The 23,583-nt window shown below is 56.7% G+C and carries 21 protein-coding genes; 17 read left to right on the top strand and 4 right to left on the bottom strand.

Annotated elements, in window-relative coordinates; genetic code table 11:
* Nucleotides 1–7: 7 nt before the first annotated feature.
* On the top strand, nt 8–1,828 hold the full coding sequence (gene glsA / locus AC6FTP_RS08180) for a glutaminase A (protein ID WP_497206418.1): 1,821 nt from the start codon (nt 8–10) through the stop codon (nt 1,826–1,828).
* Here glsA and AC6FTP_RS08175 read toward each other — a convergent pair.
* Nucleotides 1,778–2,089 carry a VF530 family protein gene (locus AC6FTP_RS08175; protein ID WP_497206417.1) on the bottom strand — a complete coding sequence of 104 codons (312 nt, stop codon included), beginning with the start codon at nt 2,087–2,089 and terminating at the stop codon, nt 1,778–1,780. The two genes, glsA and AC6FTP_RS08175, sit on opposite strands and share 51 nt — an antisense overlap.
* A gap of 168 nt (nt 2,090–2,257) precedes the next feature.
* A complete protein-coding gene (locus AC6FTP_RS08170) occupies nt 2,258–2,602 on the bottom strand; it encodes a hypothetical protein (protein ID WP_497206416.1) in 345 nt (114 codons plus the stop codon).
* Nucleotides 2,603–2,829: 227 nt separating this feature from the next.
* On the opposite strand from AC6FTP_RS08170, the gene AC6FTP_RS08165 reads away from it, so the two are divergent.
* Nucleotides 2,830–3,798 carry a hypothetical protein gene (locus tag AC6FTP_RS08165; protein WP_497206415.1) on the top strand — a complete coding sequence of 323 codons (969 nt, stop codon included), beginning with the start codon at nt 2,830–2,832 and terminating at the stop codon, nt 3,796–3,798.
* A 457-nt stretch (nt 3,799–4,255) separates the two neighbouring features.
* Nucleotides 4,256–4,570, top strand: coding sequence for an HU family DNA-binding protein (locus AC6FTP_RS08160; protein WP_497206414.1), 315 nt, complete (start codon nt 4,256–4,258; stop codon nt 4,568–4,570).
* A gap of 21 nt (nt 4,571–4,591) precedes the next feature.
* On the opposite strand, the gene AC6FTP_RS08155 is transcribed toward AC6FTP_RS08160, so the two are convergent.
* Nucleotides 4,592–6,139, bottom strand: a complete 1,548-nt coding sequence (locus AC6FTP_RS08155; protein WP_497206413.1) for a hypothetical protein — start codon at nt 6,137–6,139, stop codon at nt 4,592–4,594.
* A 178-nt stretch (nt 6,140–6,317) separates the two neighbouring features.
* Here AC6FTP_RS08155 and AC6FTP_RS08150 point away from each other — a divergent pair, with 178 nt between their 5' ends.
* From AC6FTP_RS08150 to AC6FTP_RS08140, 3 genes are read left to right on the top strand one after another with little or no spacing between them, the layout of a single operon-like run.
* On the top strand, nt 6,318–7,373 hold the full coding sequence (locus AC6FTP_RS08150) for an acyltransferase family protein (protein WP_497206412.1): 1,056 nt from the start codon (nt 6,318–6,320) through the stop codon (nt 7,371–7,373).
* Nucleotides 7,374–7,385: 12 nt separating this feature from the next.
* Nucleotides 7,386–8,915 (top strand): MBOAT family O-acyltransferase, encoded by a 1,530-nt coding sequence (locus AC6FTP_RS08145; RefSeq protein ID WP_497206411.1) that lies wholly within the window; start codon nt 7,386–7,388, stop codon nt 8,913–8,915.
* 1 nt (nt 8,916) lies between these two features.
* Nucleotides 8,917–10,107, top strand: a complete 1,191-nt coding sequence (locus AC6FTP_RS08140; protein WP_497206410.1) for a hypothetical protein — start codon at nt 8,917–8,919, stop codon at nt 10,105–10,107.
* A gap of 33 nt (nt 10,108–10,140) precedes the next feature.
* On the opposite strand, the gene AC6FTP_RS08135 is transcribed toward AC6FTP_RS08140, so the two are convergent.
* Nucleotides 10,141–10,866 carry an FkbM family methyltransferase gene (locus AC6FTP_RS08135; RefSeq protein WP_497206409.1) on the bottom strand — a complete coding sequence of 242 codons (726 nt, stop codon included), beginning with the start codon at nt 10,864–10,866 and terminating at the stop codon, nt 10,141–10,143.
* 136 nt (nt 10,867–11,002) lie between these two features.
* On the opposite strand from AC6FTP_RS08135, the gene AC6FTP_RS08130 reads away from it, so the two are divergent.
* The 11 genes from AC6FTP_RS08130 to AC6FTP_RS08080 all read left to right on the top strand — a co-directional run bounded on the left by AC6FTP_RS08130 (nt 11,003) and on the right by AC6FTP_RS08080 (nt 23,443).
* Nucleotides 11,003–12,214: a glycosyltransferase family 4 protein gene (locus AC6FTP_RS08130; RefSeq protein ID WP_497206408.1), complete on the top strand. Its 1,212-nt coding sequence runs from the start codon at nt 11,003–11,005 to the stop codon at nt 12,212–12,214.
* Between the two features lie 71 nt (nt 12,215–12,285).
* The gene (locus AC6FTP_RS08125; RefSeq protein WP_497206407.1) at nt 12,286–13,119 is read left to right on the top strand and encodes an ABC transporter permease; all 834 of its coding nucleotides are present in this window, start codon (nt 12,286–12,288) and stop codon (nt 13,117–13,119) included.
* A 4-nt stretch (nt 13,120–13,123) separates the two neighbouring features.
* On the top strand, nt 13,124–14,371 hold the full coding sequence (locus tag AC6FTP_RS08120; RefSeq protein ID WP_497206406.1) for an ABC transporter ATP-binding protein: 1,248 nt from the start codon (nt 13,124–13,126) through the stop codon (nt 14,369–14,371).
* Between the two features lie 145 nt (nt 14,372–14,516).
* On the top strand, nt 14,517–16,349 hold the full coding sequence (locus AC6FTP_RS08115) for a DUF7453 family protein (protein WP_497206405.1): 1,833 nt from the start codon (nt 14,517–14,519) through the stop codon (nt 16,347–16,349).
* 57 nt (nt 16,350–16,406) lie between these two features.
* Nucleotides 16,407–17,141, top strand: a complete 735-nt coding sequence (locus AC6FTP_RS08110; protein WP_497206404.1) for a HEAT repeat domain-containing protein — start codon at nt 16,407–16,409, stop codon at nt 17,139–17,141.
* Nucleotides 17,142–17,172: 31 nt separating this feature from the next.
* Nucleotides 17,173–19,554 carry a hypothetical protein gene (locus tag AC6FTP_RS08105; RefSeq protein ID WP_497206403.1) on the top strand — a complete coding sequence of 794 codons (2,382 nt, stop codon included), beginning with the start codon at nt 17,173–17,175 and terminating at the stop codon, nt 19,552–19,554.
* A 95-nt stretch (nt 19,555–19,649) separates the two neighbouring features.
* Entirely contained in the window at nt 19,650–20,438 is a 789-nt protein-coding gene (locus AC6FTP_RS08100; RefSeq protein WP_497206402.1) for a class I SAM-dependent methyltransferase, read from the top strand.
* Between the two features lie 26 nt (nt 20,439–20,464).
* Nucleotides 20,465–21,652 carry a glycosyltransferase family 4 protein gene (locus tag AC6FTP_RS08095; protein WP_497206401.1) on the top strand — a complete coding sequence of 396 codons (1,188 nt, stop codon included), beginning with the start codon at nt 20,465–20,467 and terminating at the stop codon, nt 21,650–21,652.
* A gap of 45 nt (nt 21,653–21,697) precedes the next feature.
* Nucleotides 21,698–22,438 carry a class I SAM-dependent methyltransferase gene (locus AC6FTP_RS08090; RefSeq protein WP_497206400.1) on the top strand — a complete coding sequence of 247 codons (741 nt, stop codon included), beginning with the start codon at nt 21,698–21,700 and terminating at the stop codon, nt 22,436–22,438.
* Nucleotides 22,439–22,520: 82 nt separating this feature from the next.
* Nucleotides 22,521–23,144, top strand: coding sequence for a TylF/MycF/NovP-related O-methyltransferase (locus AC6FTP_RS08085; RefSeq protein ID WP_497206399.1), 624 nt, complete (start codon nt 22,521–22,523; stop codon nt 23,142–23,144).
* A 23-nt stretch (nt 23,145–23,167) separates the two neighbouring features.
* Nucleotides 23,168–23,443: a hypothetical protein gene (locus tag AC6FTP_RS08080; RefSeq protein WP_497206398.1), complete on the top strand. Its 276-nt coding sequence runs from the start codon at nt 23,168–23,170 to the stop codon at nt 23,441–23,443.
* The last annotated feature ends 140 nt before the right edge of the window (nt 23,444–23,583 follow it).

Raw genomic sequence — 23,583 nt, 5'->3', positions numbered from 1 at the left:
AGATGGGATGCTCTCTCCCATCCAAGAGTACCTTGAGACGCTCCATGCCCGCTATGCGCCTGTCATGGAGGGTCATGTCGCCGACTATATCCCCGAACTGGCCAAAGCCGACCCGAAGTGGTTCGGCATCTGCATCGCCACGCGCGACGGCCACGTCTATGAGGTGGGGGACACGAGGCAGCTCTTCACGATTCAATCCATCTCGAAGGCGCTGGCCTACGGTCTCGCGCTGGAGGACCGGGGTGAGGAGCATGTGCTGAAGCGCATCGGCGTGGAGCCATCGGGGGAAGCTTTTAATGCGATCAGCCTGAAGGAAGGCACGGGCGCGCCTTTCAATCCGATGATCAATGCGGGAGCCATCGCCACCTGCGGGCAGGTTTTGCCGAAGGATGGCAAGTCCCGCTTTGAAAGGCTGCTGGCGTATTTGGGCGGCTTTGCCGGACGTGATCTGGACATCGATGACGTGGTGTATCGCAGCGAGAGTGAGACGGGACACCGCAATCGAGCCATCGGCTGGCTGCTGCGCAACTTCGGCATCGTGGATGAAGATCCGCATGAGACGCTGGAGACTTATTTCCAGCAGTGCTCCATCCGTGTGACCTGCCGTGATCTGGCGCTGATGGGCGCGACGCTGGCGAATCAAGGTGTGCAGCCACTGACGCGAAAGCGCGCCATCGCCTCCCAGTATGTCGATAACGTGCTCGGCGTGATGGCCACCTGCGGCATGTATGACTGGTCGGGCGAGTGGATCTATCGCGTGGGGTTGCCGGCGAAAAGTGGTGTCGGTGGAGGCATCCTCGCGGTGCTGCCCGGGCAGCTCGGGATTGGCGTCTTTTCACCGGCTCTGGACCCGCAGGGGAACAGCCTGCGCGGCATCAAGGTGTGCATGGATCTCTCCCGCGAGCTGGCGCTGCACATGATGAATCCCACGGCGACGCCACGCACAGCGGTGCGGCTTTCCTATCACGGCGGAGAGGTCACCGCGCGGCGGCGGCTGCCTTTTGCTTCACGGGAAACGCTGAAGACGCATGGGGGGCGCATCCAGGTGCTGGAACTGCAGGGCGGGCTGATTTTCACCACCTTCGAGCCCGTGGTCAGGCAGGTCTTCCAGCTCGCGAATGCTGGCTGCCTGCATGTGATCTTCGATCTGCGTGCGGTGGTCACGGCGAACACGGTGAGCCTGAAACTGCTGGCCGATCTGCGTTCCCGTCTGGAGCGGCAGGGAGTGCGGGTGATCCTATGTCAGCCTGGAAAACTGACCCCGCGTTTGAATGAGGCGGGTATTCCCTCCAGCGCCATTTTTGCCACGGTGGATGCGGCACTCGAAACCAGTGAGGACGCCCTGCTCATGTCGGTCACGGGGGCCTCCTGGCGCTCGGCGGGTGAGCTGAAACTGGAGGAGTGTGCCGTCTTTCAAACCTGCACGCCGGGAGAGATCCGCATCCTGGAGCGTGATTTGCCGCGGCGTTCGTTCGCGCTCGGAGAGTCGCTGATCACCGCAGGAGAAAGCTCCGACGAGATGTACGTGATCATCGAGGGGAATGTGGAGGTGCAGATCCGTGAAGAAGGCGGGCTGCACCGCCGGGTGGATGTCCTGGCCGCAGGCATGACGGCGGGTGAGATGGCTTTTCTGGACGGCTCTCCCCGCTCCGCAGATGTGGTGGCGATGGACAAGGTGGAGTGCCTCGTCATCACCCGCACTTGGTTTACGGCCTTGGCGGATGCGCTTCCGCACTTGAAGATCAAACTGCTTCAGGCCCTCATGAAGGAGATCTCCTCACGTCTCCGGCAGGCCAACATCGAGATCGGCGCCCTGCACCGGAGTTGATGCATCATCGGCGTGGCTCTTGGGAGCTGTCGCCTGCCGAAGGTCGGGCAGGGAGTCGAGGTACAGCTCCTCCACCTTGGCGCGCGCCCAGGGGGTGCGGCGGAGGAAGACCAGACTGGACTGGATGCTCGGGTGAAAGTTGAAGCAGTTGATCTTGATCATCTGGCCCAGCATCTCCCAGCCATAGTGCGCCACGAGCTGTTCGAGCATCATGGCGAGAGTGATGCCATGGAGAGGGTTTTTGGGGCCGGCGGCGTGCATGGGGCACTTGCTTCGGCCAGCTTGGCAGCCTTTTCCACCGGCAGTTGTGCAGGCGTGGCGGTAGAGCGAGTTTTCAAATTGAAAATGGGTGTGGCGAGATGGCATCTCGCCCCTCTCCGCCCCCGAGTTGGAAACTCGGGGCACCAGCTGACGAGTTTCAAACTCGTTCTACACCTCACGCCTGCCGCAGCGCCTCCGCATCCGGGTCGGCAAAGGGCGTGTCCAGCGTGTCCACGCTGTTCGAGTAGTTGCTCGTTTGTACCTCATCGGAACCGGGAACCGAATCTGGTGCGCTGCCGCACGAAGAAGCAGCGCTGCCTCAATCTTTGCGCTGGCGAGTCCCGCACGTAGCAGCAGGGCGAGGATGCGTGCGTCGATCTTGTCCGTTTTGACCTGTGTCTCGGCGATGATGCGAGTCTTGAAGGGGTTGGCCAGCATGAGGTGCTCCGCTGGCACGGACTGTTCCAACACCTCGTAGAGCCAGTGCCACCGTCCTGCCGCGATGAGCGGCATCCTTATAGCGAAGCCATTCTGCGGAGCCTGAGGCACGAAGGATAATTCATGGAAGCTTCAAAAACCACACGAGGGTTGGGTCAGCGCTTCAGCAGCGTGATAAACGCTGTACTTTTTGTGGTAGTCGATACCGATGAAGGTGGCGGCTTCGGTGACGATGGACGGCGTTGTATGGGATGGAGTGCTCAGGGCATCGCCATCATAGCAAACTCCGATTTACCCAGGGAATGCCGCTGGAACCCTTGATTTTCCGTGCTTCATATCGCCTGACCCCGTTCTTCCCGCTGCTTCACATTGGTCAAACGCCTCAAATGCGGCAAAACGCTTTGAGAAGGATGATGCCGAGCACATCAAAACTAACTCTCCCCATTATGTTCCGGCTCAATAGCTTCATTCCCTTGTTATCCTGCCTTCTCTTTGCGCATTTTTTAGTATTGGCTGAAGATCAGGTGATCGGCTACGCGCCCGAGGAACCTCTGTTCGTCAACCAACCTTATCCAAGAGGGCTCAAAGAAGAAGAATTGAGGAGCATGCTGCTCACCGACCCAAAGCTGCGTATTGCGTATGCATTCCTGGTCCGGTCAGCGTTGGGTGGCTCAAAGATCGTGGATGGCCGCACGCCTGAGATGGTAGCCGCGCTGAACGATCTGAAAAGACGTGGTGACAGCGCGACACCTTTGTTGCTCGACATCATGGCTAAGAACCACAATACCCTTTACGAACATATGATCCCACTGATCATCTCCCGGATTGGAACAATCAAGATGGAGCCTTACGTTAACTATCTTCGCGAGATGATCAAAACACGACCGGATGAGATCAGCGCGTCTGCCAACGAGGCAGCGTTGACCATCTTCATCGAGCACGGCACTGAAGAGGATGTTAAGCTGGTGCAAGACCTAGCCAAAAAGCGACCATTCCTGGCTCCTTCTGTCGAACGATCTTTCCAGCTCCAGCGATGGAAACATCCCGCCCCTAGCAAGCCTTTAGGGTCGATAACTGCGACTTCACCGTCTCCAGTAATGCAGACTCAAACAGCAAAGAAAGCACCCGAGACAAAGCCTTCTTCAACAACACCTCTTTCTTCAATAACACCCAGTACGGAACCAGCGTCATCAACGCCGTGGGCAGTAGCAGCGGTGTCGATCGTGGCAGGGATCGGCCTGCTGTGGTTGCTGCTCAAGAAGCGGATGTGACAGCCTGCGGCGGTACCGGGGAAAGAAGCCAGGCATTCAGACCAGCAAGTCTTCTGCCAATCGTTGACCGTGAGCGCCCTTTTTTGACTTCCCTTCGCCCGGAGTCGGCGCATCGCCACGGCATTCGCCCCAATGCCAGACCCAGTCTCCTGATGCGGGCGCAACAAGGCATTCGGCGCATGGAGGCGTAGGGCGAAACTTCGGTCTTGGGTTCTCAACGCGAATGGCCGCGAATATCCGCGAATGAGAAGAACGAATAGAACCCCTCCTGAATCGTTGGCTTCCGAGTTCGTTGTCTGAAAGTGTGGCTCAACTGGAGACCGTATTTGGAAGTTCGATTTACCCTCTGCCGAGCTTGGCGAGGGTTGAATCATTCCTCGTGGGTGAATCCTTGGCAGCTAAGGATTGGCTTGCGAATTCCCTATAAGAAGTCATTTAGAGCACCCCCCCGAAAAAGATGGCTACTATTACCAAACGCGAAATCGTGTCTGACTTGAGCGACCAGACCGGACTCACCCAGTCTGATGTCTCCACTCTGGTGGATGCATTCATCCAGTTGATGAGCAAACGGCTGAGCGATGGGAACGATGTGACGTTCCGAACGTTCGGCACTTTTGAAGTCCGCGTGGCGAAGGCCAAAGTGGGCCGAAACCCGAACAAACCCGAAGACTCGGTGATCATCCCGGATCGCTGCGTGGTGAGGTTCAAGCCAGGACGCGAGCTGAAAGCGGTCGTGGCGGCGCTGCCACCGAAGAAGCTGAGTGAAGGCTGAGGCAGTGGCTGCCTCTGGTCCTCAGTGGACGGCAGAGGTCTGACGCTGGTAGATGAGTAGGGTGCCTTGCTGCCCCGGTTTGCGGGTGATGGCTTGTTCGCGGACGAGCTTCCAGGCCGCTGGCTGGGAGCTCAGAGCTTTTTCCAGCAGATGATCATGGGGGCGGCGAAGCTCCTCGGGCATGGATTTGTCCACAAAGGCCCAGGTGATCTGACGCTCATCGAGGTGCTTGAGGAGGGCTTCCGGGGTGTCGAAGGCGAGCTTGTAGCCCCGGCCCATCCAGTCGCTGGCGGAGAGCTCCTTGCCGCCGCGATAGAGGCGCAGGTTTGCTGGTGCGCGTGCTGGCAGGGCGAAGACGGCGGCGGCGATGACGGCGCCCTCTCCGCGTGGATCGCTGCTGACGAGCCAGTTTTGTTTGGGCGCGTCTGCGGCAGGGATTCCTGCGAGTTTGACGGCGGAGTCAAAGCCGCTGACTTCCTTCACTGGCAGACCTTTGCTCATGACAAAGACGATGATGAGCACCGAGCCGAGGGCGGCTTTCCCCAGAATGGAACGCCAGGGCAGCAGCCCCAGGCCCGACATGGCCGCCAGCATGACGACGGGGGTGAGTGTGACCATGTAGCGAGTGCTCAGGCCCACGGGGATGAGGAGCAGGATGCAGCCGATGCCGATGGTGAGGCCGAGCAGGGAGGCGACCTCGGGGCTGAGACTGCGGCGTTTCCAGCCGAGGAAGGAACCCTGGGCGATGCCGAGAAGTGCTAGAAGAGTGATGAGCCAGCCAAAGACTTCGGGCATGGCCTTCAGGTGAAAGGGCACGGCCTCCAGGAAGTATTGCAGCGGGGAAAGCTGGGTCATGCCTTCCTTGGAAATACCCGTGGAGTAGAGCATCCAGGGGCCGGCCAGGACGGCCACGGGAAGGGCGGCGCACCACCACGATTTCGTGAGCAGCAGACGCCATTGCCCTGCGAGCACGGTGGCCAGCGGAGGCACCAGGCACAGGCCCATGCCTGATCCTTTGGTGAGGATGGCGGCGGCGGCGATGAGCCCCCACCAGAGCGCGCGCCGAGTCGTGGGTGTGCGCAGGTAGTTCGCCCACTCGATGGCGGCCCAGAGGCAAAGCAGCGCGAGCATGAGGTCCGACATCACATGCTGGACAAGTTTCAAGGCCACGGGCAGGGCGATGACGCCAAGACCGGCGACGGCGGCCAGCGGGTCCGGCATGAGTCGTCTGCCAATGACCATGGTGAGGGCCGCCAGTCCGGCCAGAGTCAAGGCTTGGAGGAGGAAGAGCACCTGGATGGAGACCTTCGGCATCAGCAAAGGGCCGGCGATGAGGTAGTAAAGAGGTGGGTAGTGGCCGAGGGCGACGCGGGGAAAGTGGTCGTAGTAGGTCTTCGCGAACTGCATCGGGTGGTGGCCGGGAGCTTCGGCGAGGTAATCCCGAATCATGAGAGAGGTCACGGCGTGGGCGGCCTCGTCGGGGTCACCGCCGAGATCGGAAGTCAGTGCTCCTGACCCGGAGAGAAAGAGCCAGGTCAAGGCCAGTGCGATGATGAAAAGAAGCAGCACGGGCCGAAAGCTCTTCGGTGAACTGGAATCCAGAATGGGTGACTGGGGCGTCATGGTGGAAGTCACCCTTTGGAGTTCGTCAGTGGAAAGTCAAACTCACGCCCAAGATCGGAGGAGACTCGCCAGAGGAGAATGCTGCTGGCGTTGGTGGTGAAAATCGCTACAAGCCCGGCGCAAGATGTCCGATCAAGCCAGAGCATCCTATCTTTCCTGCCTGCAAGTCTTCCGTGGTGTCGCCGCGCTGGGGGTGGTCGTTTATCACGCCGGACTCTTCACGGAACGTCAGGCCGGACAGGTGCTGCTGGGCGGCTGCTACCACTTTGGAGAGCTGGGGGTGGATTTCTTTTTCGTGCTCAGCGGGTTCATCATCGCCTTTGTCCATGGGGATGAATTAGGTCAGCCCGCCTGTGCTCCCCGCTATCTGGCGCGGCGTTTTTTCCGGGTGTATCCGCTGCTCTTTTTGCTGACCACGGCGAAGCTCGCCCTCGAACTCGTGGCCTGGCAGCGCGGAGGTGCCGGACCGGATTTGAGCCGCATTTTGTCCTCCTATCTGCTGCTGCCCGGACCTGACGGCAGCCTGCCTGTGATCACGGCGGCGTGGACTTTGCAGCATGAGGCGCTGTTTTACGCGCTCTTCCTGCTGGCCCTGCTGCTCGGGCGTCGTGCCGGGCTTTGGATCATGGGCGGCTGGATGGCGCTGATCGTGATTCTCAGCGGTGCCGCTGTGAAATTGGAAGGGATGCCGAGGCTGCTTTTTGATGCCCACAATGTGGAGTTCGTCTTCGGAGTTCTGGCCTGCTTTTTCTTCAAAAGCGCGAGCGCAGGGGCGAGCCGAAATCTGGGAGCACTCCTCGCGCTCTTCGGGTTGGTCTTCGGAGCCTGGCTCTATGATTCAGCGGATGGGATGGATCAGCCGCTGATGGTGCGGGTGTGCCTTGGGGCGGGCTTTGCGGCTTTGATTTATCTGATGGCTAACTGGGAGCGGAGCCGCGAACAAAAAGCCTGGCCGCGCTGGGCCTGCTGGCTGGGTGATGCGTCCTATTCGATCTATCTCGGCCACTCGCTGATCTTGCTGGCAGTGATCAGCGCAGGGGCACGTTGGGCGAAGGAGTCGGCGGCTCTCGCCTATGGTGTGGCCTTCGTGGCGAGCCTGGCCGCGCTCGCTGCCACCAGTCTGTTGTTCAAGCTGGTGGAGAAACCTTTGCTCAATGCCTCACGCCGCTGGTGCCGCTGATCTGTCCTGACCATGCTCTTTAATTCAGCCGAGTTCCTTTTCGCTTTCCTGCCAATCGTTCTGGCCGGGGTGGCGCTGTTGCATCGCTGGAAGGGGCGTGAGGCGGTGCTGCTTTGGCTGGCCGTGGCATCGGTCTTTTTTTACGGCTGGTGGAGTCCTGCGCAGGTTCCTTTGTTGCTCGGCTCCGTGGTGGCAAACTTCTGGCTGGGCCAGAAGCTGCAGACACCTGACTCCGGCAAGCATGGCTGGCTGCTGACAGCGGGTGTGGCGGTGAATCTGGGGCTGCTGGGCTACTACAAATACTGGCACTTCCTGGTGACCACGGCCGCTCAGGTCTGTGGGCAGGACTGGCACTCGACTCCACTGGAACTGCCGCCGGGCATCTCTTTCTACACCTTCCACCAGCTGACCTATTTGCTGCAATGCCGGGCCGGAAAGACGGAGGGCACCAGCTTCCGGCACTACCTGCTGTATGTGACTTTCTACCCGCAGCTCATCGCGGGTCCGATCGTCCGTCCGTATGAAATGCTGCCTCAGTTGCGGGCGACCAGGCCGCGGGCCTTTGAGTGGTCGGAACTTTCGGTCGGGTTCACTTTGTTGGTGATCGGTCTCTTTAAAAAGATGGTGATCGCTGATCATGTGGCGGCCTGGGTCGGGCCAGTCTTTGACCAAGCGGCGCTGGCTGGCCCGGTGGCCATGCTGGATGCCTGGGTGGCAGTGCTGGCCTACACTTTCCAGCTCTACTTCGACTTCTCCGCCTACTCGGACATGGCGCTGGGGCTGGCGCTGATGCTCGGGGTGCGGATGCCGGCGAACTTCTTCTCCCCCTACAAGGCGACGAGCATCATCGACTTCTGGCGGCGCTGGCACATCACCCTCTCTCTCTTCCTGCGTGATTATCTCTACATCCCGTTTGGCGGCAGCCGGAAGGGGCCGGTGCGTCGGCATGTGAACCTGCTGTTGGTGATGATCATCGGCGGCTTCTGGCACGGTGCAGGGTGGACCTTTGGCCTCTGGGGGCTCTGGCATGGTCTGTGTCTGGTGATCAATCATCTGTGGCGACAGACGGGCTGGTCGGCCCGTGTGCCGCGGCTGCTGGCGCTGCCGTCTTCCTGGGCGCTGACCTTTCTGGCCGTCATCCTCGGCTGGACTATTTTCCGCGCGCCCGATCTCCGCGCTGCCAAGCACATGCTGATGAGTCTGGGCGGGGCGAGTGGATGGGAGATTCCTGCTGGGTGGCTGGTGAAGCTGCCGGCGCTGGCCAAACTGGGGATCGAAGGTCGGTCAGACTGGGCCGTGTTCTCCGGCCCAGTGCAGGTGGCCACGCTGGGCATTCTGCTGCTGGCGGTTCTCGTGCTGCCGAATGCCATCCAACTGACCAAGGGGGGCTTCACTCCACCGAATGAGGCGTCTTTGCCCGAAGGGAAAACACTCTTCTCCTGGCAGCCTGGCTGGCGCTGGGCGCTGGTGCTGGGCATCCTGGCGGCTCTTTCTCTGCTGAATCTCGGCAAGCTCAGCGAATTCCTTTACTTCCAGTTCTGACATGGCCGCTGACCCACATCGTACTTTTCTCCTGCGCGGCGGGATCGTCATGGTCCTCGTGCTGCTGGCCGTGGTGCTGATCAATCGGGCGGTCAATCCCTACAGCCTGTTTGCCTCGGACTGGATCGTGCGCCCTGCCAAGCCCGAAACCTACACCCATCTGCGCATGGTGAAGGCGGCGCAGGTGCGGCACGTGCAGCCCAGGGCGGTCATTTTGGGTAGCTCACGGGTGGAGACGGGACTCTCGCCCGATCATGCCTGCTGGTCAGAGCGCCCGGTTTACAATCTAGGTCTCAGCGAGGCCACGATTTATGAGATCCTGCGCTATTTCCAACATGCCGTAGCGGTGACCGAGGTGCGTCAGGCGGTGCTGCTGCTGGATTTTAGCGCATTCCTTTCTGCGGCGAATCCAGCTCCCGACTTCACCGAGGAACGGCTGGCTGTGAGCAGGGAAGGGAAGCCACAATCTTTGGCGGCGATGGAGGACTGGCTCACGGCGCTGGGCACTTCGGATGCCTTGATCGGTAGCCTGGGAACGTGGCGGGGTGTGCCCGGAGAGAAAGCCTACACGCCGAATGGCGCACGAGTGGCGGCGGAGGAAGATCGTCGAGTGATCGAGAAGGGTGGGGCGGCCAAGGCCTTTGCCGCTTACGAAAGACGCACGCTGCCTCAGTTGGCCGCGATGAGCCCCCAGTTGGACCCGCAAGCCTTCCAATGTTTCCGTGAGATTCTGCAACTTGCCAAAGCTCGTGGGATCGACCTGCGGCTGGGTATTTCGCCCGTCCATGCACGCTTCCAGGAAATGCTGCACCTCAGCGGACACGGAGCTGGTTTAAAAGAATGGCTCCGTCAGCTCGTGGAGATCGCAGCGCAGGAGTCCACGACCGGCAGACGCTTTCAGGTACTCGATTTCAGCGGCTACAATGCTCTCACGACGGAGCCAGTTCCAGCCTCGGGGTTGGGCCGCTGGTATTATGAAGACAGCCATTTCACCATGGCCCTGGGCGATCTCATCCTCGAACGCCTCTGGAAACCGGCTCCAGAACCAGTGTCGTCAGATGGGTTTGGGGTCGTCTTGTCGTCGGAGATGCTGGAGCAGCATCAGGTCGAAACGATGAAGGCTCGTGAGCGCTACCGCATGCAGCGTCAGGGCGAGCTTGCGGCACTGGAAGCAATGATCCGGCAGCCGTGACTCAAACGGCACAAGAAGCCCGCTTGAACTCTCTCAACTGAACACGCTCTCGTGTTTGAAGAGTGCGTTGCAGTAGCGGCTTTGTCCGCTCTTGAGGTAGTGGTGATCGTATAAACCGAAGAGCTTATAACCATGAACTCGCAGCAGGTCGCTGACATCGGAGAGTGTCACATGACGGTGGGTGGTCAGTGTAAACGTGACCTCGATCAGCAAGGATTTGATCTTGCCCGAGGCAAGGCTGGATTGGGCGCCTTTGAGAACCTGGATTTCGAATCCTTCGGTGTCAGTCTTCATCAGCGGGACAAAGTCGATGCCCGCTGCTTGAAGGAAGGCATCCACGGTGGTGACCTCCACATTGATGGTGCCCCTGCTGCTGGAGGCATCCGCCAAACGCCCGAGGAAGGGATCGTCCGGCCTGGCCTCGAAGGGTAGCTCACCTTGGGTGTCTGAGATCGCCTTGCGGTGGCAGTGGACACGCTGGTTGGTGCTGTGTTTCTTTTGCAGTTCTTCAAAGACGGCGGGCGATGGCTCAAAAGCATGAACATCGACTGGGAAGATCTGCAAAAGCTCGGAGGTCACGACACCAAAATTGGCACCCACATCAAGCATGGCGGTTTTCGAGAGATCGGCAGGCAGTTTCGCCAGGATGTCGCGGTAGTTTGCGGGTGCGGTTCCGCGGGGGCAATTGCTGATGTAGAGAAGCCGGAGTCCTACTCGCTCAAGTAGTGCCTGAATAACCTGTCGGAGTCGCTGTTTCATTGGTGTGCCGAAATTAGGCGGGCAATGTGATTTGAAAAGTATCAATCCAAGGATGTGTGACTTTGGCTTTTGAGTGGGAAGAGAATTTGCAGTTTTGGACAAACCGTGTCACTCGGCGATCCCTACTTCATGCCGCATGAGTCAGCTCCCAGTTCAGCCTTCTCCCTTTCACGGTCTCATCGGCAGTGGCTTGATCGGACGTGATCCTTTCGACAAGCGCAGCTACTCGGGAAGCAGCTACTATTTTTTCACCGAATGCCAGCGCCAGGGCCTGCTTTCCGGAGCTTCAGGTGTCGAACTGGGAGGCTGGCGCAAGTGGCTGCTCCTGGCGGCTTCCTTTCATCCCAGCAAGGAGCGTCTGCGCCTTTCCTACTATCTGCGCCCTGCGTATCGTGATGCGTTGACGCGTCTGCTTGCGCAGAAGTTGAGGCCGACTTCTCCTGGCAGGACTTTGCTCCAGATTGGCGCGCTCTATTCTGGCCCAGAGATCCAATCCCAAGGTGGCTACTGCACGTCTTATCACGATGGAAATCTCGCGCTACGGCTGCGCAGTCCTTATGGGCGTTTGCTGGTTTCAGATCGTCTGGTGGAGAAGGCCATGGCCTATGAACGCCGACTCTACCATCGCCTGGATCTCATTTTGACCATGAGCGAGTATTTGCGCCGCTCGTTCATCGACGACTTCGGGGTGTCACCGGATCGAGTCGTGAACATCGGCGCGGGAGCCAACCTTGATGAGTTGCCTGAGGTTGTGCCTGTGGAAACTCGAAAAGGGCAGGGCATTCTGTTCATCGGGGCCGATTTTGAGCGGAAAGGCGGACGGGTGCTGCTGGAAGCTTTTGCCGGAGTGAGAAGCCAACTTCCAGAAGCAGAGCTCCACATCGTCGGCCCTCGCCAGGGACCGCCCGAGGGCCTGCCTATGGAACGGGTGGTCTGGCATGGGTTTTTGGACAAATCGTCCCCAGATGGCGCGGCGAAGATGAAGCAGCTTCTCAGTGAATGCCGGGTGCTTGCGCTGCCCTCCCTCTATGAGCCGTTTGGCATCGCTCCCGTGGAGGCCATGCTGCACGGGATGCCGGCGGTGGTCACGGGAGATTGGGCATTGGGGGAGACTGTCACCCATGAGGTGAATGGGCTTCATGTCAGAGCAGGGGATGCCACCAGTTTGAAGGAGGCACTGCTCCGAGTGCTTTCAGAGCCGGGTTTGGATGCGCGACTGGGCGTTCATGCGGTGAGCCATGCGCGCGAGCACTTCACCTGGCCGCGGGTTGTGGAGAAGCTGCGTCAGGCACTGGGGGGCATGGAGGCACGGCCCGCATTGAATTTGACCGAGCCTGATAAAAAATGACCCTGGCTCCTCGCTGTGCAGCGGAATTGCAACTTGTGTGCCCTCAGACCTGAGCTAAGCAGACTCTCCACATGCAGCAGGAAATCATCATTCGAGCGAAGAAAAGCCAGTCCGAGTACTGGGCGGAACTCTGGCGATTTCGCGAGTTGCTGATGCTTTTCACCTGGAGGGACATCCTGGTGCGCTACAAGCAGACGGTGATCGGCGTGCTCTGGGCGCTCATCCGCCCCGTGCTGACCCTGACGGTGTTCGTCATCGTTTTCGGACGCTTTGCCAAACTGGATACAGCGGGCGGCGTGCCTTACCCACTGCTGGTGCTCGGCGGGATGCTGCCCTGGCACTTTTTCGCCGCCGCACTTTCTGAGTCCAGCATGAGCCTGATCGCCAATTCGGCTTTGCTTACGAAATCCTATTTCCCCAGACTGCTGCTGCCACTGAGTGCCGTTTTGGCCACTTTGGTGGACTTTGCCATCAGCCTCTGCCTGCTCTTTGGCTTGTTGCTTTGGTTTCAATTTCCAGTCGGGCCGCGCCTGCTGCTGCTGCCGGTCCTGACAGCGGCGGCGATGCTGACAGCCATCGGCCCGGGGCTTCTGGTGACGGCGCTTAATGTGCGCTATCGCGATTTCCGTTATGTGATCCCCTTTGTCGTCCAGATTGGACTGTACATTTCTCCTGTGGGCTTTGTCAGCGGGTTGGTGGAAGAGCGCCTTGGCTGGTGGGGACGGGTCATCTACTCGCTGAATCCGATGGTTGGCGTCATCGACGGCTTTCGCTGGTGCATCGGTGTGCAAAACGAGATTTTCCTGCCCTCCATCCTCATTTCACTCTCGGTGAGCTTGATGATGCTTGGAATTGGGGTGGCCTACTTCCGCGCCACCGAACGCTCATTCGCTGACTTCATCTAAAGCCATGTCTGACATTGTTATTCACGCCGAAGATGTTTCGAAGATGTATCGTCTGCAGCACCAGCGTACGGCACGCTACGGCACGCTGCGGGATGTCTTGGCGCGGCCATTCTCACGCAAGGCTCCCTCGGATAAAGTGAAGGGAGGCGAGGAGGAGTTTTGGGCACTCAACGGCGTATCCTTCGAGATCAAAGCAGGGCAGGTTGTTGGCATTATCGGGAGAAATGGAGCGGGCAAGTCCACGCTCCTGAAAATTTTAAGCCGCATCACTGATCCCACGGGTGGGGAAATCCGAGTGCGCGGGCGTATGGCTTCACTTCTAGAGGTAGGCACAGGGTTTCATCCGGAGTTGACGGGACGTGAGAACATCTACCTGAACGGTGCCATCCTAGGCATGAAGCAGCACGAAGTGCGTGCACGGTTCGACGAAATCGTTGCGTTTTCGGATGTAGAACGGTTTCTGGACACGCCGGTGAAACGTTATTCCTCGGGTATGCAGACGCGCCTCGGATTCGCCGTCGCAGCCCATTTGCAGCCCGAAATCCTGATTGTGGATGAGGTTCTTGCCGTCGGAGATCATGAATTTCAAAAGCGCTGCTTGGGCAAAATGCACGAAGTCAGTCAAAGTGGCCGCACAGTGCTGTTTGTGAGTCACAACATGAATACTTTGGGCTCATTGACCTCTCGCTGCATTCACTTAGCACGCGGGAAGGTCATCCAGGATGGCCCGACGCATGAGATCGTTGCCAAGTATCTCTCCCAAGGGGAGGCCAATCATCCGATTTATGAGTCTCCCGAGCGGGGAGATACACCCAAAATACTTCGTGTTGAGGTCCTTACTTCTAGGCCTGGCGGTCTTCACTCCATGCTCGAGCCTCTGGAATTCCGGTTCCAGATTTGGTGCCCATCTGCGGTGCGGGGTGCTTGCCTGAGTTTTGAGGTCAATGATCTCAACCGGCTGAGTTGCAGCACAAATCCCTGGCTCTTTGATTCAGAGCAGCCTTATGCTCGAAGCCCAGGCGTTTATGAAGTCACCTGCCGGATGCCCAAGGCCAGATTGTTCGTCGGGAACTACTCGCTCAACGTTCGCTTTGCGGAACCCCCCGGCGGCCGAAAATTCCAGTCGCTTATGGGCATCTGCGGTTTCCAAGTCGAATGCCTTGGCAAACAGCGATTGGAATACGCATTTGAGCCGGGTGAGGCCGCCTACCTTGAAGACTGCGATTGGCAGGCACAGGCAATGATTGAGTAATACCATTGGCACCATTTTGTCACCCTTGAGAAACACTCGAGTGATTGGTCGCAAATGTGACACAGTTTATGCTTGTCTGAAGTCACTTCTTTGGGTTAATTAAATCCCCTCGTGTAAACATCTAATCAAATACCTAAAACCGATTATGAATCGCAATCCAAACGTCCGTAACGGGGCGACACTAAACCTCAGGCTGTTCTTGAAAAGCTTGGCAGCATCTATGTTGTTCATGCTGGCGAGCCCATCGTTTGCTCAATTCTCAGTTCCAATCGTCACGGCGGGCGGGACTGCGGAGATTACGGATAACTCGGCTTGGGTTTACGCTGAAATCAATGCCGGTGGTCGAAATGCTAGTGTCGTCTTCGAATACACGACAGACCCAGCTTTCCTGACCGGCATCGTAACTTCTGAAGCACAAACGACGACGAGTGAAACCGTCACTCTCCATGTGGGCATTGTTCTCTCGGGGTTGACTCATTCCACATTGTATTTCTTCCGTGCCAAGGCGACCAATTCACAGGGGCCCACCACGATCGGCCCCATTCTCTCATTCACCACATTCTATCGCACTTTTGTGGTTGAAACGGGTGATGAAGTTCCCGGAACACCAGCTCAAGAGATTGATTTCATCTCGCCCGGCTTGCTCGCGGACAATGGTATTGTCACTTTCCTAGCCTATGCCAAACGTGGTGTTGGCGGAGCTTCCAGCCTCAATGAAAAACTGCTTCTGAGCGGAGCTACTGCTACGACGGCTGTCGCAGCCCGCCAAGGCGGAACGTTTGCAGGTAACGGCCTCCAAAGTGTGTTTGATCACATCACCATGAATGATTCTGGGTCCGTTCATTTTCACGGCCAGATCACGGGTGCCTCGTCCGCTACGGACCGTGGGCTGTTCCTGAAAAACGCAGGAGAAAATCTCATTAATCGTGAAGGTGGCGAGATCTTCCCAGGTGCGGGCGTGAATTTTCTCGATAACGACAACAGGTCTCCCATCGCGGGCAATGGTACAGTCTTCTTTGGTAGCACGCTTTCACCCACTACATTGGGCCGCCGCGGTATCTGGTCTTCGAACGGTGGGGATGCTAGTCTGGTGGCTCGAGAAAACCTACAGGCTGCTGTGGACGGAACCATCGCCGGGAATATGGTCCTCAGCACGCTTGTCGCATCAGGCTCGGGTGCGGCGTTTGTCAGCCCACTCTCCGGCGGTGTCGGTGGCAATGAAGGCATTCTCGTGGGTAGTGTCTCGGGTGCATTATCAGTGCTTACGCGCAAGCTGGACAAGCCACCGGGTCTTAATCCGATTGTTTTCACTAGTTACAGAAGCGTCTCGGCTGGCTCTGACACCAACTTCTCGTTCGTTGCAGACCTCTTCCTTAAAAACGTGGTATTTAGCACAGATGACCAAATTTTGATGTCATCTCTTGGTGGTGTCCAAACCGTCATTGCTCGTGAGGGCAGTGCAGTTCCTGGAATCGCAGGAGGAATCTGGGATCGCTTTGACCGTCACTTCGTCACGGCTGCCGGTGATGTGTGCTTCCAAGCATTCATGCGAATCGGTGGCCCGATCACGACAGCGAATGATGGTATCCTGTGCCGCTGGTCGGGTGGTTCGGTTGAAATTCTTGCCCGAGAAGGCAGCCGGGCTTTGGGGCAGCGCACTGCAACCTACCGCGTTTTCACCAACTTCTCGGTTAATTCCAATGGCAACTTCATGTTCCAATCTACTCTCTCAGACGCTCGCAGCGTAATTATCGCCGACTCTGGTATCGGCCAGCGCTTGGCCACCGCTTCCGGTGGTCGCGTTTACCTCAATCGTCTCACGGAACTGGACCCTGTCATCTTCTCTCTCGCGACTCAATCGAATCTGACCAATCTCGCGGGAGGCACGGGCGGTTATGGAACAGTCATTGATGACCAGGGCGCAGTGTTTGCCGTCGCGTACGTGGGTGCTGGCCGATACATCGCCTTTGTATTCTAAAATGGTAGCTGTCGTTCCTGACGGAGAATTCTCACAAGTGTATTCTCCGCTCACACTATGAACAATAAAATCATGTTTGTGGCGCTGGCCTTCACGGCCAGCGCCTTTCTTTTTTACCTCTGGCTGCCTGAATCTGATTTGCCGAAGGAAAATGAATCTGCTGAAGCTGGAGACGTGAGGGGAACGAGTGTCTCTAATGTGGAAAATCCAGCATCACCTACGGCATCCAATTTTGACGGCTTGAGCGATGACGCTAAGATCCAGTTTTTGGATGACCAAAAAGCTAGGGGCCATGCGCCTTTGCTAGCTGATCTGGCCATGCGTGCCCTCGAAAGCCCGAGTTTGGAGGTGCGTGCGGCTGCAATTGCCGCTGTAACCCATCTTCAAAGCAACGAGTTGCTTCCTGTTCTGCGGAAGGCGTTGAGTGACACTTCTGCGGAACTGCGGCGGCGAGCGCTCCACGAAGCTAGAGAAAAAGCGCCCGTGCTCCGGCTAAATTTACTGGAAACAGCTCTGTCTTCTACATTTCCTGACACACGGGATGGTGCGCTTATCGAGCTTACTCGGGAAAACCCCAAGGCTGCCGTGCCAATCATGATGGAAGGCTTGAATTCGCCAGATGCTGATTTTCGCCAGAGAGTCTGGCAGGAAATATATCCCAATGTGCAAGCCTTGAGAAAGGAGCCATTCGCTAACACGACGGAGGCTCTAGACTGGTGGGCCAAGGTAAACGGCCAATTTGATTCGAGCATGGTTCTGCTGAATCCTTCTGTGGCACCCTCCGAAAACTGAAGCCACCTCAACCAACAGGCCATCCGAAACTATGAATTTTTGCTTGAGTGCATCATGGCTGGCAAGGCGGAATGCACATGGTTTCGCGCTACTGCTCGCATTATCTCTCCTTCCTCAAATTGGGTATGCAGCTCCTGCCAATGATAACCTTGGAAACCGAATTTCCCTGAGTGGCAGCCCGGTAAGCACGGCAGGAACCAATGAAGCATCCACCAAGGAAATTGGTGAGCCGTTTCATGGGCCTGATGATGATACAGGCAATTCGGTATGGTGGAGTTGGACAGCGCCCACCTCAGGTTTGTACACCATGAGCACTGCAGGCAGCAATTACGACACATTGCTCGCGGTTTACACCGGCAGTGCCTTCGGTGGTCTGACTTTGGTGGTTCGCAATGATGACAAAGACGGTTTTGACACGACAAGTTTTGTCAGTTTTCAGGCAACGGGAGGAGTCAACTATCAGATCGCCGTGGACGGTGCCTACTTCCGCACGGGACAGATAAGTCTAGCCATAGCCGGCCCCTTTTTCCCGCCACCCAATGACCATTTCGCTGACAGAACTGTCCTAACTGCTGGCCCTCAAACTGTGGCGGCTACGACGAGCTTGGCTACCCGACAGGTGGGTGAGCCAGTTCATGGGAACCTCACTTCGGGGGAGCGCTCTATTTGGTGGAGTTGGACGGCACCTGCAACTGGGAGGGTTACCTTCACCAGTTCTGGAGGGGCATTTTTGGCGACTCTGGCACTCTATAATGGCACCACATTAAATGCCCTAACAGCAGTCCCAGTTCAGCGCCAAAGCATAGGGGCCACCTGTGACATATTAGCCTCAGTCACGGCTGGAGTGACCTATGAGATCGCCGCAGATGCCGACTTTGGATTTTCGGGCCCCTTCAATTTAACGGTTGGTCAGCTTATTCCAGTTCCAGCAAACGACAGCTTTGCTGGACGTTTTGTTGCCAACGCGAACCAGCTCCAATCTGGAACCACGGTAAACGCTGGTGCTGAGGTGGGCGAAACTCTGGAGCCCTTGAGTCAGGGCAATACTGTCTGGTGGACATGGACGGCACCTTCATCAGGTCGCTGGCGCATTGATGCCTCAGGCAGTGCGATCCAGCCTTACATTGGATTGTATTCAGGATCGAACGTGACCTCTTTGACTCAGATTGCCAGAACCACCTGGTTCAATCCGGCATTGCCAAACATGCTCATCTTCAATGCTTCAGCAGGTGAAGTCTTCCACATTGCGATCTCATCTCTCGAGGATCTTTTTTCTTCATCAGATATCGAAGGAGACGTCAGCTTTAACATTGAACCTTCTGGAGCGGCACCAAGTAATGATGCTTTTGCGGCAAGTCGGCGGATATTTACTTCAGGCACCTCCATTGGTAACAACTTTGGTGCTTTGACTGGACGGGAAACGGGGGAGCTTCCAATGGATGATAGCGGACTTGAGGACATCGGCGGCAATTCTGTCTGGTGGAAATGGACCGCACCCTCTGGTGTCTCCACCGTAACTGTCGATACTTTTGGCAGTGACTTTGATACGGTGCTCGCCGTGTACACAGGCGTTGGACTTGGCGCTCTCACGGAAGTGGCGGTCAACGATGAATCCTCCAGTGTGTTTGGTCAGAGCGAGGTGGTATTCATCGCGGTTCCGGGACAAACCTATCACATTGCCGTCAATGGCTTTTATGGGGAGCAGGGTAACATCCAGCTTAATCTCACCGGTGGAGGTGTGGTGACCAATGATGATTTCATCAACGCTATCGCTCTTGGTTCCGCGGCTGTTGTCACTGGCAGTGTTGAGCTCTCGGCATTGTTTGGGTCTGAAACCGGCGAGCCTGATGCGGGCACTGAGCTTGACCCTGCCAAGACGGCTTGGTGGACCTGGGAAGCACCTAGTACAGGAATTGTACGAGTGGATACATTGGGCAGCACCTTCGACACAGTGTTGCATGTTTATACTGGCAGCAATGCTTCTGCTCTGACGCTGATTCAGGCAAATCATGACGCTGGCCCACAGGGGCGTAGCATTTTGTTTTTCGAGGCGCGGGCTGGTCAAATTTATCATTTGCGGGTCCGTGGCGAGTCGAGTCTTGATGTTGGGCAAGTGGAGTTACAAGTTCAAATCCAGGCTCCAGCGGCCGCATCTGTAGATCCTGCGAGTGGCGGTCCTTTCTTTTCCCTTACCTTTGAGAGGTATATTGTTAGTACTGGCATTGTTTACACGGTGGCAGTCTCAGATGACTTGATGAGTTGGGACAGAACTCAAATTCAAGTGGAACAGGTGGGGCTGCCTGTCCCGGTGTTTGGCGGTGTGATGGAACAGGTGACCTACCGACTAAAGCAAGCTATGCTACCGGTAGGGAGAAAGTTTTTGAGGCTTGAAATCGACGTGGCATCTCCGTGAAACAGAGATTGGCATAGTACAAGATTTGTATTCTTGGAAAAAACAGATGCACTTACACTCCACGCAGCTTATGCAAGTTTTACCCTCAAATTGATATGGCTGTCGAACGCATTGTCCCAGGAACCAACGCTTGGCGTGAAAGCTACGCGGACCACTCAGAACGTTATCGGACTTTTCAGCATCTATATGCTGGGAAGGTAGTCTTGGATGCTGCCTGTGGCGTTGGTTACGGCTCGCACTTCATTGCTGAGTCAGGTGCCAAGTCCGTAACAGGTTTGGATATTGACGACGAAGCTCTAGCCTACGCGCGCGAAAATTTTCAAACCCAGGGTGTCAGTTTTCTCAAGGGGGATTGCACGGCATTGCCGTTCGAGGACGCTTCTTTTGATGTCATTGTTTCTTTTGAAACTTTGGAACACATTTTGGCGGCCGATAAGGTTGTGGCCGAGTTTGCCCGTTGCCTAAAACCCGGTGGGCGCTTGGTGGCCAGCACTCCGAATCGTTTGGCCTACTCGATGGGGCAGTTACAGAAAGACGATAACCCCTTCCATGTGAATGAAATGACGTTGGTCGAATTTCGCGGGTTGATGGGGCGTCACCTCACGATCGAGAAAGTCCTCCATCAGTCCTCAACTTTGGCGCATGTCCTTGCGGCCCATGTTCAAGCGTTGGATTTAGCCCTTCAGCGTTCCTTGGTGGTGAAAATTGAAAACCTTCTCCGTCGAGTTCTTGGCAAGCAAACCCTCTCCGTGGCCAGCACCCGCCAGGCACTTCAGGATGTGCTCAATTCGACTCCAGAACCCTTGATTCCCCTGCCGCCAGAATCGGTGATGACCGCTGACAAGCTAAGCATCTTTGTCATCGAAGCCTCCAAGCCCGTTTGAGCGAAGAAATGTGAGGTGCGGCCTCTATGATGGTAACTTGGCTCTTCCCTCATTTTCATCCAGTGCTCGCAGGTGCGGCCGAGCGGTTCCGACGCTATGCGCCAAATCTGCAAAAGGTGGGTTTTAAAATCGATGTGATCACTGCGCGTGATCCTGCCGACCTAGCTGAGAACGAAGTCATTGATGGCATCCTGCCGGTTCAGCGAATGGATGTCCCTTCGGATGCAAAGCAGAGAGATCTAGTGCTTTACCAAAGGGCCGCAGCACGAATCTCCGCAAATCCTGGCAAAGGGTTGGTGCAGACCATTAAAAGTGACCGAAGATTACTTCCATCGCTGTGGAAGATCAGGCGTTCCGGGCGTAGGCTAGTACAGGTTTGCACCATGGTGGAACCTGGACTGGAAAGCGCCTCAGGCATCCAGCGTTGGAAGCTTTACTGCTCGACATGGCTTAGTTTGAAGCCCTGCACATCCATCATTACCAGTTCCGAGGTTATGGCAAACTGGCATCGCCAGTTTGGCATCCCAGACAAGAAACTTCATGTCATCCCCAATGGAGTCGATACGAGCAGATTTCGCCCTTCGGCAAGTGCGGATGAACGCGAGGCGGCGCGTGCTCGCCTACAATTGCCCCGAGGTTCCTTCGTTTGCTTGCTGGCCGGGAATTTAATCCCCCGAAAACGTCCGCATCTTGTAGTAGATGCGTGGAGAAGACTCAGCCAACAGTTCCCTGATGCCATTCTCCTGCTCGCCGGGTCTGCCAAACGACCCACGATCGGTTCGAGTCAGGAGGGTTCGGAAATAGCGGCCTACCAGGAGCGCCTTTTTGCAGCCATAGATTCCGCAGCGCCAAGCGTGCGCTGGTTGGGTGAACGGAGCGACATGGAGGAAGTCTATCGGGCGGCGGACCTTTTTGCTTTTCCCACAGAGCAGGAGGGATTTGGTAACGTCATGCTTGAAGCAATGGCCTCGGGCCTGCCCGTATTGAGTTCTCGTTTTCGAGGCTTTCCACAGGCTGAGCTGGCTGATGTCGTTCAAGTGGTGGAGGATGATACCATGGAAGCTTGGGCTTCCGCGCTGGAGTTGATGGCTGCCGATAGAGACTTGCGAGCCAGAATCGCCTTCGCTGGTGGTTCTCTCGTGGAGAAGAAGTTCAAGATCGAGAGGATTATAGATCAGTTGAGTTGCGTCTATCAGCGGGCACTTAATCGATGACTTCGGGTTGAATCCATGGACATGAGTGGCATGACTGAATGAATAATGGGATTCTTTTATCAATGGCTTAAAAAAGAGGAGTTCTGCCCATCTCATCTTGGGATGTTTGTAAACTCTTCATTCCTGATCCGTCGTGCCTTAGGTGAGGCGATTTACAAGCATCGAGGCGAGATGCGAGGCAAGATGTTGGACTTCGGTTGTGGGACGGCACCATATCGTTCATTGTTTCAAATTGAGACATACTTGGGCTTGGAGATTGCTGCTCCAGGCCACCCTCTAAAGCATACTCACTCGACATTGCTTTACAGCGGCGACACCATCCCGCTTCAGGATGAAAGTGTGGACAGCATCTTGATGACCGAAGTTCTGGAGCATGTCTTTAATCCTGCAGAATTGCTGGCCGAGTTCCGGCGCATTCTCCGTCCAGGAGGGGTTGCTCTCATCACCTGCCCGTTCGTCTGGCCGCTGCATGAAGAGCCCTATGACTATGCGCGTTACACCCCGTTCGCTCTAACACACCTAGTGAAATCCTCCGGACTAGAAGTGAAGTGCATGGAAAAGACCGGCACATGGTTCTTGTCGGTAGCGCAGTTACTGCTCACTTATGCCGTGCAGACTCTTCTGCCGAGTCAAGGGCGCCTGCATCGAATGGGCAAGATCGTCTGGTGCGCGATAGTGAACCCTCTTGCGTTGGCATTGAATCTGATCATGCCTCGAAATGAGAGACTTTACTTCAGCAACATTCTAGTGGTTCGGAAGCCGACTTTGGCCCCGCAACCCGCATAAGCACCGCTACTGTTTTATCCCGTTAAAGAATCACGAAGACATGCTTTCAATATTTAGACTACTCTGGTCAAACGCCAAACGGATGTCGCTTTACCGCATTTACCGTCGTTTTGCTGACCTCACCATGGTGCCCTGTGAAACCTATGTAGATAACATCGAGATAGCACGCATGTCGCTGGCAGTGCCGGGATGCATTGTTGAATGCGGAGTTTGGCGTGGAGGGATGAGCGGCGGAATCGCCAGTGTTTTAGGCGCGTCGCGGAATTATTTTCTTCTCGATAGTTTTGAGGGATTACCACCTGCCAAGGAGGTGGATGGAAAATCGGCACTCGAATGGCAAGCTGACAAAGCGGCCCCTGGCTACCACGATAACTGCCGTGCCGAGGAGGGCTACGCTTCAGATGCCATGAAGCGGGCGGGTGCGGAGAAGTTCCAACTCATCAAGGGTTGGTTTTCTGACACGGTGCCCCAGTTGAAGCTCCCTGAAAAAATCGCCCTGTTGCGTCTGGATGGTGACTGGTACGATTCGACGATGGTTTGTCTCGACTACTTGTTTGATCAGGTGGTGCCTGGCGGGATCATCGTTATCGATGACTATTTTGCCTGGGATGGCTGTTCGCGGGCGGTGCATGACTTCCTGAGCAAAAAATCAGCAGCGGAGAGACTCCGAACTCACGGAAGGGTTTGTTACATGGTAAAAGCATAGGTTAGTGATTCGTTACCAACCTCATGAAAAAGCTCCTCTTCCTTCTTGCTGCCGTCGCGGTGGTTCTCGCTCTCACCAATCCAAGTGAGGCCGACTTCCGCGAGCATGTGCGGAAGAAAGAAGGCATCGCTGGCACGGTCGGCATGGCCGTGGCGGATTTGCTTTCCGGCGGGAAAAAAGGCGGCATCCAGCGAGACAACTACCTCGTCGCCAGCCGCTTCTACCTCGGCGGCGATGGCATCCTGCCGCGCGAGGACATCGCCTGGGGTATTGCGGGCTTCTTCATCGAGACCAAATGAGGATCGCTCTTCTGCTCGCCACCGTGTCGCCTTCGGAGGAGATCGGCCAGCCTCTCTTCTTCATCGCCGCCGCTTGTTTCATTCTGGCTGCGGGACTGGCTTTGATCGCGGCGGGCATCCATCTCTTCGCTCCGCAGAAA

This window comes from Prosthecobacter sp., from assembly GCF_044378005.1.
In the GTDB taxonomy this organism is placed as follows: Bacteria; Verrucomicrobiota; Verrucomicrobiia; order Verrucomicrobiales; family Verrucomicrobiaceae; genus Prosthecobacter.
This window is presented reverse-complemented; position numbering and strand designations above follow the sequence as displayed.

What these genes read in the sequence shown, in the direction of transcription:
- glsA (WP_497206418.1), top strand. Translation starts at nt 8, where the DNA reads ATGCTCTCTCCCATCCAAGAGTACCTTGAGACGCTCCATGCCCGCTAT.
- AC6FTP_RS08175 (WP_497206417.1), bottom strand. Translation starts at nt 2,089, where the DNA reads ATGCACGCCGCCGGCCCCAAAAACCCTCTCCATGGCATCACTCTCGCC.
- AC6FTP_RS08170 (WP_497206416.1), bottom strand. Translation starts at nt 2,602, where the DNA reads ATGCCGCTCATCGCGGCAGGACGGTGGCACTGGCTCTACGAGGTGTTG.
- AC6FTP_RS08165 (WP_497206415.1), top strand. Translation starts at nt 2,830, where the DNA reads ATGCCGCTGGAACCCTTGATTTTCCGTGCTTCATATCGCCTGACCCCG.
- AC6FTP_RS08160 (WP_497206414.1), top strand. Translation starts at nt 4,256, where the DNA reads ATGGCTACTATTACCAAACGCGAAATCGTGTCTGACTTGAGCGACCAG.
- AC6FTP_RS08150 (WP_497206412.1), top strand. Translation starts at nt 6,318, where the DNA reads ATGTCCGATCAAGCCAGAGCATCCTATCTTTCCTGCCTGCAAGTCTTC.
- AC6FTP_RS08145 (WP_497206411.1), top strand. Translation starts at nt 7,386, where the DNA reads ATGCTCTTTAATTCAGCCGAGTTCCTTTTCGCTTTCCTGCCAATCGTT.
- AC6FTP_RS08140 (WP_497206410.1), top strand. Translation starts at nt 8,917, where the DNA reads ATGGCCGCTGACCCACATCGTACTTTTCTCCTGCGCGGCGGGATCGTC.
- AC6FTP_RS08135 (WP_497206409.1), bottom strand. Translation starts at nt 10,866, where the DNA reads ATGAAACAGCGACTCCGACAGGTTATTCAGGCACTACTTGAGCGAGTA.
- AC6FTP_RS08130 (WP_497206408.1), top strand. Translation starts at nt 11,003, where the DNA reads ATGAGTCAGCTCCCAGTTCAGCCTTCTCCCTTTCACGGTCTCATCGGC.
- AC6FTP_RS08125 (WP_497206407.1), top strand. Translation starts at nt 12,286, where the DNA reads ATGCAGCAGGAAATCATCATTCGAGCGAAGAAAAGCCAGTCCGAGTAC.
- AC6FTP_RS08120 (WP_497206406.1), top strand. Translation starts at nt 13,124, where the DNA reads ATGTCTGACATTGTTATTCACGCCGAAGATGTTTCGAAGATGTATCGT.
- AC6FTP_RS08115 (WP_497206405.1), top strand. Translation starts at nt 14,517, where the DNA reads ATGAATCGCAATCCAAACGTCCGTAACGGGGCGACACTAAACCTCAGG.
- AC6FTP_RS08110 (WP_497206404.1), top strand. Translation starts at nt 16,407, where the DNA reads ATGAACAATAAAATCATGTTTGTGGCGCTGGCCTTCACGGCCAGCGCC.
- AC6FTP_RS08105 (WP_497206403.1), top strand. Translation starts at nt 17,173, where the DNA reads ATGAATTTTTGCTTGAGTGCATCATGGCTGGCAAGGCGGAATGCACAT.
- AC6FTP_RS08100 (WP_497206402.1), top strand. Translation starts at nt 19,650, where the DNA reads ATGGCTGTCGAACGCATTGTCCCAGGAACCAACGCTTGGCGTGAAAGC.
- AC6FTP_RS08095 (WP_497206401.1), top strand. Translation starts at nt 20,465, where the DNA reads ATGATGGTAACTTGGCTCTTCCCTCATTTTCATCCAGTGCTCGCAGGT.
- AC6FTP_RS08090 (WP_497206400.1), top strand. Translation starts at nt 21,698, where the DNA reads ATGGGATTCTTTTATCAATGGCTTAAAAAAGAGGAGTTCTGCCCATCT.
- AC6FTP_RS08085 (WP_497206399.1), top strand. Translation starts at nt 22,521, where the DNA reads ATGTCGCTTTACCGCATTTACCGTCGTTTTGCTGACCTCACCATGGTG.
- AC6FTP_RS08080 (WP_497206398.1), top strand. Translation starts at nt 23,168, where the DNA reads ATGAAAAAGCTCCTCTTCCTTCTTGCTGCCGTCGCGGTGGTTCTCGCT.